Origin of the sequence: Pigmentiphaga sp. NML080357 (assembly GCF_002188465.1) — a bacterium.
Classification (GTDB): domain Bacteria; phylum Pseudomonadota; class Gammaproteobacteria; order Burkholderiales; family Burkholderiaceae_B; genus Pigmentiphaga.
In genome coordinates, this window is record NZ_NINW01000050.1 from 42,442 (window position 1) to 58,187 (window position 15,746).

At 67.4% G+C, this 15,746-nt stretch carries 9 protein-coding genes and 1 tRNA gene; 7 read left to right on the plus strand and 3 right to left on the minus strand.

From position 1 onward, the window contains the following. Positions 1 to 404 precede the first annotated feature (404 nt). From lon to CDO44_RS25950, 5 genes are all read left to right on the plus strand, one after another. Positions 405 to 2,840 carry an endopeptidase La gene (gene lon / locus CDO44_RS25930; protein ID WP_087783170.1) on the plus strand — a complete coding sequence of 812 codons (2,436 nt, stop codon included), beginning with the start codon at positions 405 to 407 and terminating at the stop codon, positions 2,838 to 2,840. A 76-nt stretch (positions 2,841 to 2,916) separates the two neighbouring features. Further along, the gene (locus tag CDO44_RS28285) at positions 2,917 to 3,366 is read left to right on the plus strand and encodes an HU family DNA-binding protein (RefSeq protein WP_198951453.1); all 450 of its coding nucleotides are present in this window, start codon (positions 2,917 to 2,919) and stop codon (positions 3,364 to 3,366) included. Between the two features lie 115 nt (positions 3,367 to 3,481). Continuing rightward, positions 3,482 to 3,557 (plus strand) — tRNA-Val (locus CDO44_RS25940). A gap of 280 nt (positions 3,558 to 3,837) precedes the next feature. Then, the gene (nadA, locus tag CDO44_RS25945) at positions 3,838 to 4,989 is read left to right on the plus strand and encodes a quinolinate synthase NadA (RefSeq protein ID WP_087783172.1); all 1,152 of its coding nucleotides are present in this window, start codon (positions 3,838 to 3,840) and stop codon (positions 4,987 to 4,989) included. A 165-nt stretch (positions 4,990 to 5,154) separates the two neighbouring features. After that, entirely contained in the window at positions 5,155 to 7,062 is a 1,908-nt protein-coding gene (locus CDO44_RS25950; protein WP_087783173.1) for a SurA N-terminal domain-containing protein, read from the plus strand. A 66-nt stretch (positions 7,063 to 7,128) separates the two neighbouring features. Here CDO44_RS25950 and CDO44_RS25955 read toward each other — a convergent pair whose 3' ends face one another. Beyond that, positions 7,129 to 7,848, minus strand: a complete 720-nt coding sequence (locus tag CDO44_RS25955; protein ID WP_087783174.1) for an arylesterase — start codon at positions 7,846 to 7,848, stop codon at positions 7,129 to 7,131. Between the two features lie 28 nt (positions 7,849 to 7,876). On the opposite strand from CDO44_RS25955, the gene CDO44_RS25960 reads away from it, so the two are divergent. Beyond that, positions 7,877 to 8,614 (plus strand): ABC transporter ATP-binding protein, encoded by a 738-nt coding sequence (locus tag CDO44_RS25960; protein ID WP_087783211.1) that lies wholly within the window; start codon positions 7,877 to 7,879, stop codon positions 8,612 to 8,614. Between the two features lie 3 nt (positions 8,615 to 8,617). On the opposite strand, the gene CDO44_RS25965 is transcribed toward CDO44_RS25960, so the two are convergent. Together CDO44_RS25965 and CDO44_RS25970 are read right to left on the minus strand one after the other, a co-directional pair. Next, entirely contained in the window at positions 8,618 to 10,135 is a 1,518-nt protein-coding gene (locus CDO44_RS25965) for an NAD(P)H-hydrate dehydratase (protein ID WP_087783175.1), read from the minus strand. Between the two features lie 3 nt (positions 10,136 to 10,138). Continuing rightward, on the minus strand, positions 10,139 to 11,410 hold the full coding sequence (locus CDO44_RS25970; RefSeq protein ID WP_158213443.1) for a D-amino acid dehydrogenase: 1,272 nt from the start codon (positions 11,408 to 11,410) through the stop codon (positions 10,139 to 10,141). A 294-nt stretch (positions 11,411 to 11,704) separates the two neighbouring features. Here CDO44_RS25970 and purL point away from each other — a divergent pair, with 294 nt between their 5' ends. Next, a complete protein-coding gene (purL, locus tag CDO44_RS25975) occupies positions 11,705 to 15,733 on the plus strand; it encodes a phosphoribosylformylglycinamidine synthase (protein ID WP_087783177.1) in 4,029 nt (1,342 codons plus the stop codon). The last annotated feature ends 13 nt before the right edge of the window (positions 15,734 to 15,746 follow it).

The following is a 15,746-nucleotide window of genomic DNA, read 5'->3' on the forward strand; positions in this document are numbered from 1 at the left end:
TCCGTTTTCTATCTTTTATTTTTCTTTACGACTGGCCGTCGCGTTTAGACCACAGCGTTCGCCTCGCGCGGTTGTACGCCAGAACGCCGGCCTCCCATCAGCCCGGTGGTACCCCAGGGCACAGCGGATCCGGCCCCGCCGGTCCGCCAGTGCCGCCCCCTTGGGGCGCGCGCGTAAGCGCGTAGGGGGAGCTCCATATGCTACATTGGTCCATGGCGTGTAAATCAAAGGCCTCAAGGCGAATGATGAATCTGCGCCTCTCTTCGGGTTTATGCCTTTTTCTCGTGGCGAATGTCCGGGAAAAGGGCATGGGCCCGGCTGCTTTCGCAGACCAATTGCCCGCCGACGCTTGAAATCCACGTTTACGCCCTCATCCTGATTGCATTCAAATTCGAGGACGAATCATGTCTGCGAGCCAGATACTCCCTCCCGAACCGATCGAGTTGCCGCTGCTCCCGCTGCGCGACGTGGTCGTATTTCCGCACATGGTCATCCCGCTGTTCGTGGGCCGGCCGAAGTCCATCAAGGCCCTGGAATCCGCCATGGAGGCCGGCAAGAGCATCATGCTGGTGGCCCAGAAGTCGGCGGCCAAGGACGAGCCTTCGGCTGACGACATCTACGAGATCGGATGTCTGGCCAGCATCCTGCAGATGCTCAAGCTGCCCGACGGTACCGTGAAGGTGCTGGTCGAGGGAGCCCAGCGCGCCCGTATCACCCGCATCGACGACCTCGGCGCGCATTTCGCCTGCGAGCTCGTGCCGATCGACCCGGATCGCGGCCAGGGGTCCGAGACCGAGGCCTTGCGCCGGGCCATCGTTTCGCAGTTCGACCAGTACGTCAAACTGAACAAGAAGATCCCGCCCGAGATCCTGACTTCGCTGTCGGGCATCGACGAACCCGGCCGCCTGGCCGATACCATCGCCGCGCACCTGCCGCTCAAGCTCGAGCAGAAGCAGAAGATGCTGGAGGTGTTCTCGACTTCCGAGCGCCTGGAGGCGCTGCTGGCGCAGCTCGAGACCGAGATCGACATTCTTCAGGTGGAAAAGCGCATCCGCGGCCGCGTGAAGAAGCAGATGGAAAAGAGCCAGCGCGAGTACTACCTGAACGAGCAGGTCAAGGCCATCCAGAAAGAACTGGGCGAGGGCGAGGACGGCGCCGACTTCGAGGAACTCGAAAAGAAGATCACGGCCGCGCACATGCCCAAGGAGGCCAAGAAGAAGGCCGACGCCGAGCTCAAGAAGCTCAAGCTGATGTCGCCCATGTCGGCCGAGGCCACCGTGGTGCGCAACTACATCGATACGCTGGTGGGCCTGCCCTGGAAGAAGAAGAGCAAGGTCAACAACTCGCTGCAGCACGCGGAAGAGGTGCTCAACGACGACCACTACGGCCTGGAGAAGGTCAAGGAACGCATACTTGAATACCTTGCCGTGCAGCAGCGCGTGGACAAGGTCAAGGCGCCCATCCTGTGCCTGGTCGGGCCTCCGGGCGTGGGCAAGACCTCGCTCGGCCAGTCGATCGCCAAGGCGACCAACCGCAAGTTCGTGCGGATGGCGCTGGGCGGCGTGCGCGACGAGTCCGAGATCCGTGGCCACCGCCGTACGTACATCGGTTCGATGCCGGGAAAGATCCTGCAGAACCTGTCCAAGGTCGGCGCGCGCAATCCGCTCTTCCTGCTCGACGAGGTCGACAAGATGGGGATGGATTTCCGCGGCGATCCGGCCTCGGCGCTGCTCGAGGTACTGGACCCCGAACAGAACCACACCTTCCAGGACCACTACGTCGAAGTCGATTTCGACCTCTCAGACGTGATGTTCGTGGCGACGAGCAACACCTTGAACATTCCGCCGGCCTTGTTGGACCGGATGGAAGTGATTCGCCTGTCGGGCTATACCGAAGACGAAAAGGTGCATATCGCCATGCAGCATCTGCTGCCCAAGCAGATGAAGAACAACGGGCTGAAGGCCGAGGAACTGAAGGTCGAAGAGTCGGCGCTGCGCGACATCGTGCGTTACTACACGCGTGAAGCGGGCGTGCGCGCGCTCGAGCGCGAGGTCAGCAAGATCTGCCGCAAGGTGGTCAAGGGCCTGCTGCTCAAGGGCGAGAAGCGGCAAGTGGTGGTCACGGCCGACAACCTGAACGACTACCTGGGCGTGCGGCGCTACACCTTCGGTGTGGCCGAGAAGGAAAATCAGGTCGGCCAGGTAACGGGACTCGCCTGGACGGAAGTCGGCGGCGATCTTCTTACGATCGAAGTGGCGGTCATGCCGGGCAAGGGCGCGATACAGCGTACCGGTTCGCTGGGGGACGTCATGAAGGAATCGGTCGAAGCCGCGCGTTCCGTGGTGCGCTCGCGCGCCCGTCGGCTGGGCATCGACCATGCGGTGTTCGAGAAGAAGGACATGCACGTGCACGTGCCGGAAGGCGCGACGCCCAAGGACGGTCCGTCGGCCGGCGCGGCGATCACCACCGCCATCGTTTCGGCGCTGACCGGTATCCCGGTGCGCGCGGATGTCGCGATGACGGGCGAGATCACCTTGCGCGGCGAAGTTCTGCCCATCGGCGGCTTGAAGGAAAAGCTGCTGGCCGCGCATCGTGGCGGCATCAAGACCGTGCTGATTCCCGAAGAGAACGCCAAGGATCTGGCGGAGATTCCCGATACGGTCAAGAACCACCTCGAGATCGTGCCGGTTCGCTGGATTGACCGCGTGCTGGAACTGGCGCTGGAGCGTCTGCCCGAGTCCTTGCCGGAAGAAGAGGCGGCCGCCAAGACCGACGAGAAGGTCGAGGCGCACGTTGCGGCGGAAGGCGGAGGCGCTGCCGATCCTGTCATGAAGCACTGATCACCGCGACTGTTACGGACAAGAGGGCACGCAAGTGCCCTCTTTTTTTCGGTCACAAGGGGAAACATGAGGTTTTATGCGGTTTTCCAGCGTGTTTCCCTTGACACGCCTTTCTGCCCGAGGATTAAATACCCGTCTGCGTTTTGTATGCGCGGGTGGTACTGACGCGATACGTCGCGCTCCGGGGGTGCCCCTTGCGACCCAGCATCGGGACCAAAAATTTTTTCCACAGATAGACCTTGTGAGGGGCCTAATGAACAAGACCGAGCTTATCGACCACATCGCCAAGCAAGCCGACATTTCCAAAGCGGCTGCCGGCCGTTCGCTGGATGCGTTGGTGGGGGCGGTGAAAACGACGCTCAAAAAAGGTGGCACCGTGACGTTGGTCGGTTTCGGCACTTTTGCGGTGACTGCTCGCGCCGCGCGTACCGGCCGCAACCCGCGCACCGGCGAAGCCATCAAGATCAAGAAAGCCAAGGTGCCCAAGTTCCGTCCGGGCAAGGCACTCAAGGACGCCATCAACTAAGTCGGCGCTCCGCCCGTCATTGCAGCCGATCATCATCGGGTCGGCTTTCTGCAAGAGTCCGGGCAATCCGCTACAATACGCACCGAAACAAACGGCAAGCTGTTGCCGCATCGGCGGGTGCTTAGCTCAGTTGGTAGAGCGGCGCCCTTACAAGGCGTAGGTCACAGGTTCGACCCCTGTAGCACCCACCAAGTCCGCCAATGCGAGGTGCGTTTGTAGCAAGAAACCCTGGTCAGGCACCGGGGTTTTTTTTCGCCCATGCCCTCCGCGGCGCGTCGCTCCCCCCGGGGGCTGCGCTGCCTTGGCGCCGGCGGGATCGTTGACGTCGATGAAAAGCACGAGGCCACTGAGCATCAGTGACGAAGCTTTTTCCTTGACACGACATATGCTCACATTTAGCATAAATAGCGGTTCCTATTTTTTTGCCCTATAAATGCTCAAGTTGAGTATATAACCAACCCTGAAGACGACATGAACACGGCCACGCTGCGCGCTCTCGATTTCGACCATCCCTCCATCGCCCCGCATGCCGAAGGCGCGGCCTGCGCGGTCGGGCGGGCCTGGGCCAAGGTGCCCGAACCGGTGTCCGCCGAACGCCGCGCGGACTTGAAGTCGCACATCCGCGAGTTGCTGGCGCGCGAGCATGCCGTGCTGGTGGCGCACTACTATGTCGACGCCGAACTGCAGGAGCTGGCCGAGGAAACCGGCGGGTGCGTGGCCGATTCGCTGGAGATGGCACGGTTCGGCCGCGATCACCCGGCCCGGACGCTGGTGGTCGCCGGTGTGCGTTTCATGGGGGAGACCGCCAAGATCCTGAGCCCGGAAAAGCGTGTGCTGATGCCCGATCTTGACGCTACCTGCTCACTGGACCTGGGCTGCCCGGCCGACGCCTTCTCGGCATTCTGCGATGCGCATCCGGACCGCACCGTGGTGGTTTATGCCAACACCAGCGCCGCGGTGAAGGCGCGGGCCGACTGGGCGGTGACCTCCGCGATCGCGCTCGACATCGTGGCGCACCTGCACGGGCTGGGACAGAAAATCCTGTGGGCGCCCGACCGCCACCTCGGCGCCTACGTCCAGGCGCAGACCGGAGCGGACATGCTCCTGTGGCAGGGCTCGTGCCTGGTGCACGACGAGTTCAAGGGCGTGGAGCTGGAGCTGCTGCGCGCCGAGTATCCCCATGCCAAGGTCCTGGTGCACCCTGAGTCGCCGCCGGCGGTGGTGGCGCAAGCCGACGTGGTGGGGTCGACCGCGCAGATGATCAAGGCGGCGCGCGAGCTGGACGCAAGCCATTTCATTGTCGCTACGGACCAGGGGCTGCTGTACAAGATGCGGCAGGCGGCGCCGGGCAAGACCTTCATCGCCGCGCCCACTGCAGGCAATAGCGCCACTTGCAAGAGTTGCGCGCATTGCCCATGGATGGCCATGAACGGGCTGGCCAACCTCGCCGACGCCCTGGAGCATGGAAGCGGGGAGATCGTGCTCGATCCGGCGCTTGGAGAGCGGGCCCGAGTGCCGATCGACCGCATGCTGGACTTCGCCGCGAGCCGGGACCGGCGCGTGCGGGCGAGCGGCGACCTGGCGCGCGACACGGCGCTGTTTTCGGCGGTGGGGCCAGCCTGAGGCAGTGGCGGGCGCCGCGCGCGGGGACGTTGCGTGCGTGCATTTCGGCGCGGGGGGCCATGCTAGAATCGGAACGACACTTTTGGGTGCCCATTGGCCTTGCGCCTGTGGGCATTTTGCTTGTATGGCCGTCTTGCCGCTGGCATCCGACCGGAGTATTCCCGCATGTTTGACCTCATCCGTAACCACCGCCGCTGGATGCAGTTCGTCCTGCTGCTGCTGATCCTGCCGTCGTTCGTCTTCGTGGGCATACAGGGCTACTCCAGTTTCATGGAAGGCGAAAAGGCCCTGGCGAAGGTGGCGGGCGAGTCCGTGACGCAGCAGGAGTTCGACGCCGCCGTGCGCAACCGGCTCGACCAGCTGCGTTCGATGATGGGGGCGCAGTTCGATCCCCAGGCCTTCGACACGCCCGCCATGCGGCAGGCGGTGCTGGACGAGATCATCAATACCCGGCTGATCGCGGCGGAAGCGTCGAAGAACCATTTCTCGGCCTCCGACGACCAGCTCCGGGCCACCATTCAGGCCATCCCGGCGGTGCAGGAAAACGGCCGCTTCAGCAATGCCCGCTACCGCGACGCGCTGGCCGCGCAAGGCATGACGCCGGTCATGTTCGAGTCTCAACTGCGGCGCGATCTCGCCCTGCAGCAGGTGCTGGGGCCGGTGGCGCAATCGGCGGCCGTACCCGATGCGGTGATGGACCGCCTGGTGGCCGCCGCTACCGAGCGCCGCCAGATCCAGACCCTGCGCATCGCCGCCGCCGACTACCGCGCCAAGGTCAACGTCAGCGACGACGAGGTGAAGGCCTACTACGAAGCCAACCGGTCCCGCTTCGAACTGCCCGAGCGGGTCGATGCGCAGTACGTGGTGCTGGACCAGGGCGCGGTGACCACGGGCGTTTCCGTGTCCGACGAGGACATCAAGGGCTATTACGAGCAGAACCAGGCGCGCTACCGCCAGGACGAGCAGCGCCGCGCCAGCCACATCCTGATCGCGGTCGACAGTAGTGCCAGCGAGGCCGCGCGCGAGGAAGCGCGCAAGAAGGCCCAGGCCCTGGCCGACCAGGCCAAGGCGCCCAACGCCGATTTCGCCAAGCTGGCGCGCGAGAATTCCCAGGACCCGGGCTCGGCCCGCAACGGCGGAGACCTCGATTGGTTCGGCCGCGGCATGATGGTCAAGCCCTTCGAGGATGCCGCCTTCGCGCTCAAGCAGGGCGAGGTGTCGGGCGTGGTGCCGACCGACTACGGTTTCCACGTGATCAAGCTCACGGGCATCCGTCCCGCGGTGGTCAAGCCGCTGGCCGAAGTGCGCAGCCAGATCGTCGAAGAGATCAAGCAGCAGCAGGCGGCGCGCCGTTTCGCCGAGGCGGTCGAGCAGTTCACCAACCTGGTGTACGAGCAGAGCGACACGCTCGACCCGGCGGCGCAGAAATTCAGCCTCAAGATCCAGGAAGCCCAGGGCGTTACGCGCAGCGGGCAATCCGGCAACGACGTGCTGGGCAATCCGAAAGTGTTGCAGGCCCTGTTCTCCGACGAGGTCCTGCGCGAGAAGCGCAATTCCGGCGTGATCGAGCTGGCTCCCAACCGGCTGGCGGCCGTGCGCGTGACCCGGCACATCGCGGCCGCGGTGCAGCCGCTCGCCGACGTGGCTGCCGGCATTCGCAAGCAATTGACCGAGGACAAGGCCATCGACCTGGCGCGCGCCGCCGGCGAAGAGCGCCTGAAGGCCCTGCGGGCGCAGGACTCGACGCAAGGCTTCGGCGCCGCGACCACGGTGGCGCGCAATGCGCCGCAAGGCGTGGCGCCCGCCGTACTGGATGCGGTCATGAAGGCGCCTACCGACAAACTGCCGGCTTTCGTCGGCGCGATCGCGAGCGATGCCTACGTCATTGCCCGCATCGCCAAGGTAGAGGCTGCGCCCAAGCCCGACGCCAGCGCCATCGCCGGCGAGAAATCCATGATGGAGCGCCGCTGGGCGCAAGCCGAGCAACTGGCCGTGCTGCAGACGCTGCGCGAGAAATACAAGGTCAGCGTATCGGCCGAGGGGCAGGGCGCTGCGCCGTCTTCCGAGCGTTGAGCGCCGGAGGGCGGGGCGGCTTCGCCCCTTCCTTCCGGTGTGGACGGCCTATGTCGAGAACGGGCCTCAGGACTTTCCCGTCGCGAGCAGCGGCTCGAGGCGGGGCCAGACGTTGTCCAGCAAGCGCGGCTGCGCCTGCGCCGTGGGGTGCAGGCGATCGGGCTGGAACATTTCGATGTGCTCGGCCACCCCGTCGAGCAGGAAGGGCAGCAGCGCCACTTTCTGGGACTGCGCCACCTTCGTGAACACTTGTTGGAAGCGCTGCGTATAGTCCCGCCCGTAGTTGGGCGGGATCTGCATGCCGACCAGCAGCACGCGCGCCCCGGCGTCGCGCGACGCCTGCACCATCCTGTTGAGATTCTGTTCGGTCATCTGCAGCGACAGGCCGCGCAAGGCGTCGTTGGAGCCCAGTTCGATGACCACGACCCGCGGCCTATGCTTGGACAGAAGGGCTGGCAGGCGGCTCACGCCGCCGCTGGTCGTATCGCCGCTGATGCTGGCATTGACCACGCGGTAATCGAATTTGCGTTCGCGCAGGCGCGTTTCCAGCAGTGTCACCCATCCGGTGCCGCGAGGCAGCCCGTACTCGGCCGACAGGCTGTCGCCCAGCACCAGCAGCACCGGCGCGGAACTCGCGCCGGCGGCGGCGGTCTGTGCCTGGGCGGCGGAGGCAACGACGGCGAGCGCAAGGGCAAGGCCCAGCGCGCCCGTCAGGGCCCGGCGTCCCGCATGGGGCCTTGCCGGGGCCGCGACGTGGGCGGGTGGCGATGAGCGAGGCTTTATCATGTCTTTCCTTTCTTCGAGCGATGCAATCATGACGGGACCTACCCGATCCGACGCCGGCCATCCTGCCGCCGCATCCGCAACCCGCCACGCCATCGCCGTGCGATCGCTGGCCAAGCGGGTCACCGATTCGAGCGGGGAGCTCTCCATCCTCGATGCGGTCGATTTTACGGTGGCCTTTGGAGAGACCGTCGCCATTACCGGGAGTTCGGGATCGGGCAAGTCCACGCTGCTGGGGCTCTTGGCCGGGCTGGACGTACCGACCGAAGGGGACGTGCACCTGGCCGGCCAGGACCTGTTCGCGCTCGACGAGGACCAGCGAGCGAGGCTGCGTGCGCGCCATGTCGGATTCGTGTTCCAGTCGTTCCAGCTGCTGCCTCATCTGACGGCGCTGGAGAACGTCATGCTGCCCCTGGAACTGGCCGGCCGCGAGGCCCGGGCGGCCGCCACGGCGATGCTCGAACGGGTCGGGCTGGGCGCGCGCCTGCGCCACTACCCCAAGACCTTGTCGGGGGGAGAGCAGCAGCGCGTATCGCTGGCGCGGGCCTTCGTGGTCGAACCCGAGCTGCTGTTCGCCGACGAGCCCACGGGCAGCCTGGACTCGGCTACCGGCGAGGCCGTCATCGACCTCATGTTCGAACTGCATCGTGAACGGGGAACCACGTTGCTGCTGGTGACGCACGACGCCAAGCTGGCCCAGCGCTGCGCCCGCCAGCTGGTGGTGGCCGGCGGCCGGCTGGTGCACGATTCGGCGGCCGACGTTTCCTGAAGGTTACGTGCGGTTGCGCAGCGTCCGCGCGGCCGGGGCGATCTCGCTCGCGGTCAGTCCCAGCGGGCCGATGCCGCGCGCGACCAGATCGTCGGCGGCCGCGCCATGCAGCCAGACGCAGTTACGCGCGGCCAGCTCCACGCCCATGCCTTGCGCCAGCAGCGCCCCCATCATGCCGGCCAGCACGTCGCCGGTGCCGGCCGTGGCGAGGCCCGCATTGCCGCTGCCGTTGACCGACCATGCGCCGTTCGGGCCGCAGACGATGCTGCCTGCGCCTTTCAGCACGATCCACGACCGATAGCGCGCCGCCAGTTCCCGCGCGCTTTCGATGCGGTCCGCCTGTACTTCGTCGGTCGAGACGCCGAGCATGCGGGCCGCCTCGCGCGGATGCGGCGTCAGGATGGCGGGGCCGCCGCGGGCCGCCAGGCCGCGCGACAGCGCCGGAACCGCCGCGAGCAGGACCAGCGCATCCGCGTCCAGGACGAGCGGGAGCGAGGCGGGCGCCTCGGACAATAGGCGCCCCAGCCACCGTTCGGCGCATTCGTCCGCTCCCATGCCGCAACCTGCCACCCAGGCCGTGACGCCCAGGCGTTCGGCGTGATCCAGCAGCGCGTCGGCGCTGCGCAGCATCAGTTCGGGATGCAGCGGATCGCATGCCAGCGATGACGAGGCCGTTTCGGCCAGGCCAACCAGGATCTTGCCCGCGCCGCCGTACAACGCCGCGCGGGCGGCGAGCAGGGCGGCTCCGGTCATGCCGGGGGCGCCACCGAGGAGGCCCAGCGTGCCGAAGCTGCCCTTGTGCGTATCGTGCGGGCGAGGCTGGAACAAGGCGGCGCAGTCGGCCCGCCGCGTCAGCAGGCCCGCGTGGGCGGCCTGCCGCTGGACCTGGGCCGACAGGCCGAGGTCCGCCACGCTGACCGTGCCGGCATGGTCCCGGCCGGCTCGCGTATGGAGCCCCGGCTTGTCGGCGATGAAAGTGAGGGTGTGGTGGGCGACGAAGGCGCCGGGTTGTGCCGTACCGGTGTCCGCGTCGAGTCCGCTGGGCGTATCCAGCGCCAGCACCGTCGCTTCCCGGCGGGCGGCCCAGGCCGCCCAGCGCTGCGCTTCCTCGGGCAGGGGGCGGGACAGGCCGATGCCGAACAGCGCATCGACCACGAGCACGGCGGATGCGGGCGGCAGGCCGCGCGCATCGGGCTGGCCGGTTTGCACCAGGCCGGGCGGCAGTTCATTCCAGGCTTGCTCCGCATCGGGCGGCCGCTTGCCGCCGCCGGACAGGGTCCAGACCTTCACCGGGCGTGCGGCCTGGTGCAGGAGCGCGGCCAGCATGAGGCCGTCGCCGCCGTTGTTGCCCGGCCCGCACAGGATTTCGACCTCGTGCCGGGGCCATCGCGCGGCGATGAGGTCCGCAGCGGCGCGCGCCGCGCGGCGCATCAACGTGTGCGCGGGCAGCGCAGCCTGCGCTTCGCGCTCGATCAGCCGGATGACCGGCGTGCGGAACAGCTGGTGCGGACGGGCTTCCATGCGCTAATTCTTGCGCGCGTAGCGGCCTATGTCCAATCCGTCCAGATCGATGTCGGGCGTCTTGCCGGCGACGAGATCGGCCAGGATGCGCCCCGTGCCGACGGCCATGCTCCATCCGTGCGAGCCATGGCCGGTATTCACGTACAGCCCGGGAAGGCGGGTTGCGCCGAGAATGGGCGGACCATCCGGGGTCATGGGCCGCGTGCCGGACCACCACGTGGCGCGCGACAGATCCAGCATGCCGGGCAGCCAATCCTGGGCCACCCTGACCAGCGTGCGCAGCGCCTTGCCATGCATGCCGGGTCCGCGCCCGCCCAGTTCCGCCGTGCCGGCAATGCGCAGGCGCTGGCCGAGCGGCGTCACGGTCACCCGGTAGGCTTCGTCGACGAAGGCTCGCCGGGGGCCGATGGCGTCTCCCCGCAAGGGCAGGTTGGCGGCGTAACCCTTGACCGGGTACATGGGAACGGCGATGCCCAGCCGGCCGAGCCACCCGGCCGCGTCACTGCCTCCGGCCATCACCACGGCCTGCGCCGGCAGCATGGCGCCGTCCTTCAGGCGTACGCCGGTGACCGCGCCCGACGCGTTCTGCATGGGATGCGCGACGGCGTTGAACTTGAACTCGACGCCGGACCGCTCGCATTCGGCCGCCAGCAGGCGGGCGAAGAGAGGGCAGTTGCCGGATTCATCGTCGGGATAGTGGATCGCCCCGGCCAGCGGCGTGCCGACGTGGACGGCGTCCTGCAGGTGCACGTCCATGGCAAGCGCCTCGTCGGGGCTCAGCAGGCGATGGGCGATGCCGCTGTCCTGCATGACGCGGCGCGCGGGCTCGGTCCGCTCCAGGTCGCGCTGGGTGCGCAGCAACTGCAGGTAGCCGCTGCGGCGCTCGTACTCGAACCCGTGCTCTTCGCGCAAGTCGGCCAATTGCGCGCGGCTGTAGCGCGCCACGCGCTGCATCGTCCGCTTGTTGGCGGCATAGCGCTCCGCGCGGCATTGTCCCAGCCACTTGACGAGCCATTTCCACAGCGCGGGGTCGAGCGAGGTGCGCAGGGCCACGGGCGCCTCGGCCTTGAACAGATGGGAGAAGAAGTGGCCCGGCATGCCCGGCGCCGCCCAGGGCGAGGCGTAATCGGCGGCGAGTATGCCGGCGCTGCCATAGCTCGATTCCTGCGCGATGCCGCTGCGGCGGTCGACGACCGTGACCTGCATGCCGTGCCGGTTGAGCCAATACGCGGTGCACACACCGACGATGCCGGCACCGATCACAATCACACGCATAGGGAGTCTGGTCGCTTTACTTGGTCGGCCCGTCTTCCCCATGAGGCAGCGGTGTGCGCCAAGGTGCGGGCACCGGATTTTACGCGGCGCAGGCTACACACGCGAAAAAAATGCAAACGCTGTGGGTTTTGCGGGAAAAGTCGGCGTACCGCCATTTTCCAGCCGTGGCCAGCGCCGATGTGGCGCAGCGCCGCTCGTGGTTTTCCCGGATGCCTCCGTACGAAGTAAAATCAGCGCTGGCACGCGGTTCTCCTCGCGTTTTCCGTCATCTCCTCCGCTTCCTGCTCTCTTATCGTGGCCTCCATCCTGCGCCTCTCCGGCCCCCTTGCCCTTTCCTCGTTCCGCCGCGAGCGCCTGCTGCGCCGGCTCCAATCCCTGCAAGCCTCGGTGACCGACGTCGCGGCCCGCTACGTGCATTTCGTTTCCGTGGAAGGCGAGTTGACGGCGGACGAGCATCAGCGCCTGGAGGGCCTGCTGCGCTACGGAGATCCGGCGCCCGCCGCGCCGCAAGGCGTGGAGCTGCTCGTGGTGCCTCGCCTGGGTACCGTTTCGCCCTGGGCCAGCAAGGCGACCGACATCGCCCATAACTGCGGCCTGGCCGGCGTGCGCCGGATCGAGCGCGCCGTTTCCTATACCCTGGTGCTCAAGCGCGGATTGCTGGGAGGTGCCAAGGCGCCGTCGGCCGACGAGCTGGCGGCGCTGGCCGGAGTGCTGCACGATCGCATGACCGAGACGGTGGTCGACGGCGCCTTCGATGGCGCGCCGCTGTTCGCCACGCTGGCCGGCAAGCCCATGCAGACCGTGCCGCTGCGGACGGAGGGCGCGCAGGCGCTGGTGGCCGCGAACCGTACCCTGGGGCTGGCGCTCTCCGACGACGAGATTGCCTACCTGGTCGACGCGTTCACGGCGCTGGGCCGCGATCCGACCGATGTCGAGCTGATGATGTTCGCGCAGGCCAACAGCGAGCACTGCCGCCACAAGATTTTCAACGCCCAGTGGGTCATCGACGGCCAGGCCCAGTCCGATACGCTGTTCGGCATGATCCGCGCGACCCACCGCGCGCAGCCGGAGGGCACGGTGGTGGCGTATTCGGACAACGCCGCCGTGATGGCGGGCGGCAAGGCCGAGCGCTTTCATGTGCAGCCCGGGGGGGAAGGGCAGGTGTATGGCCGCCGCGAAGCGATCGTCCATACCCTGATGAAGGTCGAGACGCACAACCATCCGACCGCCATTTCCCCGTTCCCCGGGGCATCGACCGGCGCGGGCGGCGAAATCCGCGACGAGGGCGCCACCGGCCGCGGTTCCAAGCCCAAGGCCGGGTTGACCGGCTTTACCGTATCGCACCTGCGCTTCGACGACGCCCTCGAGCCATGGGAGGGCGCCGGGCACGGCGCGCCGGACCGCATCGCCTCGCCCCTGTCCATCATGATCGAGGGGCCCATCGGCGGCGCCGCTTTCAACAATGAATTCGGCCGGCCCAACCTGCTGGGGTATTTCCGCACCTTCGAACAGACTGCCGGCGGCGTGCGCTGGGGCTACCACAAGCCCATCATGATCGCGGGCGGCCTGGGCAGCATCGAGGACGGCTACACCCACAAGCTGGAGCTGCCGCCGGGCGCCTTGCTGATCCAGCTCGGCGGACCGGGCATGCGCATCGGCATGGGGGGCGGCGCGGCCTCCAGCATGAGCGTGGGCAGCAATGCCGCCGACCTGGACTTCGATTCGGTCCAGCGCGGCAATCCCGAGATCGAGCGCCGCGCGCAGGAAGTCATCGACCGCTGCTGGCAGCTTGGCGCGGAGAATCCTATTCTCTCCATCCACGACGTGGGAGCGGGCGGCCTGTCCAACGCCTTCCCCGAACTGGTGGACGGGGCTGGACGCGGCGCGGTGTTCGACTTGCAGCGCGTGCCGCTCGAGGAGTCGGGCCTGTCTCCCGCGGAGATCTGGTGCAATGAGTCGCAGGAGCGCTATGTATTGGCCATCCTGCCCCAGGACCTGGAGCGTTTCGATGCCATCGCTCGGCGCGAACGCTGCCCGTATGGCGTGGTCGGCGTCGCTACCGAGGCGCGCCAGCTGCGCGTGGTCGACGGGGAAGGATTCTCCGCCGGCGACGTGCCGGCCGCCGAATGGGCCCGGACCGCGCGGCCGGTGGATGTGCCGGTCGATGTCATCCTGGGCAAGCCGCCCCGTATGGAGCGCGACGTGGTTCGCCAGCCCGGGGCCGGCGAACCGCTCGATGTCGTCGGCCTGGACCTGGACGACGTAGCCCTGCGCGTGCTGCGGCATCCCACGGTGGCCAACAAGACCTTCCTCATCACCATCGGCGACCGCACGGTGGGCGGGCTGTCGTCGCGTGACCAGATGGTCGGCCCATGGCAAGTGCCCGTGGCAGACTGCGCGGTCACGCTGGCCGACTACAGCGGCGTGCGCGGCGAAGCCATGGCCATGGGCGAACGCACGCCTTTGGCCGTCATCGACGCCCCGGCTTCCGGCCGCATGGCCGTGGCCGAGGCCGTGACCAACCTGGTCGCCGCGCCCGTGGCCCGCATGGAAGACGTCAAGCTGTCCGCCAACTGGATGGCCGCATGCGGCGAACCCGGCCAGGACGCCGCGCTGTACGACACCGTCAGTGCCGTGAGCGCGCTGTGCCAGCAGGTCGGCCTGGCGATTCCGGTCGGCAAGGATTCGCTCTCCATGCGCACCACCTGGGCCGAAAACGGCGAGGAACGCCGCGTCGTGGCGCCGGTGTCGCTCATCGTGACGGCCTTCGCACCCGTGGACGACGTGCGCAAGACCCTCACCCCGCAGCTTCGCACCGACCAGGGCGAGACGACGCTGATCCTGATCGACCTGGGCCGCGGGAAGCATCGGCTGGGAGGATCCGTCCTGGCCCAGGCCATCGGCCAGGTCGGCCAGGAAGTGCCCGACATCGACGCGCCCGAGGATCTGCGCGCGTTTTTCGCGGCGATACGGACCCTGGCGGACAGCGGCGTCATCCTGGCCTATCACGACCGTTCCGACGGCGGCCTGTTCGCCACCTTGTGCGAGATGGCTTTCGCCGGTCACACCGGCCTGTCGATCAACCTCGATATGCTGACCCTGGATCCCTACGCGGCGGACTGGGGCGACTTCAAGATCCGGCCGGAGCAGGTCGCGGTGCAGCGCGACGAGCTGACCATCAAGGCCCTGTTCTCGGAAGAGGCCGGAGCCGTCATCCAGGTGCCCGCCGGCAGCCGCAACGCGGTGATGGAGGTGCTGCGCGGGGCCGGGCTGTCGGCGCACTCGCACGTCATCGGCGAGCCCAATGATCGCGACGAGATCGAGTTCTACCGCGATGCCCGGAAGATCTGGGCCAAGCCGCGGGCCGAGCTGGGCAAGGCCTGGAGCGAAGTCAGCCGCCGCATCATGGCGCTGCGCGACAATCCCGACTGCGCCCAGGCGGAATTCGCGCTGTGGGACGACACGGCCGACCCTGGCCTTTCGCCCCGGGTCGAGTTCGATCCCCAGGAAGACATCGCGGCCCCCATGATCGCCACTGGCGTGCGGCCGCGCGTGGCCATCCTGCGGGAGCAGGGCTGCAACAGCCAGGTCGAGATGGCCTACGCCTTCGACCGCGCCGGCTTCGAGTCCTGGGACGTCCACATGACGGACCTGATCGGCGGGCGGATCAACCTGTCGGACTTCAAGGGCCTGGTCGCCGTGGGCGGCTTCAGCTATGGCGACGTGCTGGGGGCCGGCGAAGGCTGGGCCAAGACCATCCAGTACAACGCAGTGCTGGCCGACATGTTCGCCGCCTATTTCGGCCGCAGCGACACCTTCGCGCTGGGCGTCTGCAACGGCTGCCAGATGCTCGCCGCGCTGGCGCCCATGATCCCTGGCGCCCAGGACTGGCCGCGCTTCACCCGCAACCGCTCGGAAAAGTTCGAGGCTCGCTTCTCGCTGGTGGAGATTCCCGAGTCGCCGTCCGTCTTCTTCGACGGCATGGCCGGATCGCGCATGCCCATCGCCGTTTCCCATGGCGAAGGCTATGCCGATTTCTCCCGGCAGGGTAATGCCGGCGCGGCGCTTTCCGCCATGCGCTTCGTCGATCATGCCGGCAAGCCGACGGAAGCCTATCCGTACAACCCGAACGGCAGCGCCGGCGGCCTGGCCGGCGTCACGACCGCGGACGGTCGCTTCACGGCCTTGATGCCGCATCCGGAACGCGTGTTCCGCAACGTGCAGATGTCATGGAGCCCGGCATCCTGGGGACCGAAGGACAGCGGCGGGGAGTTCTCGCCGTGGATGCGCATGTTCCGCAACGCGCGCCGCTGGACCGCCTGATTCCCACGCGCAA

What these genes read in the sequence shown, in the direction of transcription:
- lon (WP_087783170.1), top strand. Translation starts at nt 405, where the DNA reads ATGTCTGCGAGCCAGATACTCCCTCCCGAACCGATCGAGTTGCCGCTG.
- CDO44_RS28285 (WP_198951453.1), top strand. Translation starts at nt 2,917, where the DNA reads ATGCGGTTTTCCAGCGTGTTTCCCTTGACACGCCTTTCTGCCCGAGGA.
- nadA (WP_087783172.1), top strand. Translation starts at nt 3,838, where the DNA reads ATGAACACGGCCACGCTGCGCGCTCTCGATTTCGACCATCCCTCCATC.
- CDO44_RS25950 (WP_087783173.1), top strand. Translation starts at nt 5,155, where the DNA reads ATGTTTGACCTCATCCGTAACCACCGCCGCTGGATGCAGTTCGTCCTG.
- CDO44_RS25955 (WP_087783174.1), bottom strand. Translation starts at nt 7,848, where the DNA reads ATGATAAAGCCTCGCTCATCGCCACCCGCCCACGTCGCGGCCCCGGCA.
- CDO44_RS25960 (WP_087783211.1), top strand. Translation starts at nt 7,877, where the DNA reads ATGACGGGACCTACCCGATCCGACGCCGGCCATCCTGCCGCCGCATCC.
- CDO44_RS25965 (WP_087783175.1), bottom strand. Translation starts at nt 10,135, where the DNA reads ATGGAAGCCCGTCCGCACCAGCTGTTCCGCACGCCGGTCATCCGGCTG.
- CDO44_RS25970 (WP_158213443.1), bottom strand. Translation starts at nt 11,410, where the DNA reads ATGCGTGTGATTGTGATCGGTGCCGGCATCGTCGGTGTGTGCACCGCG.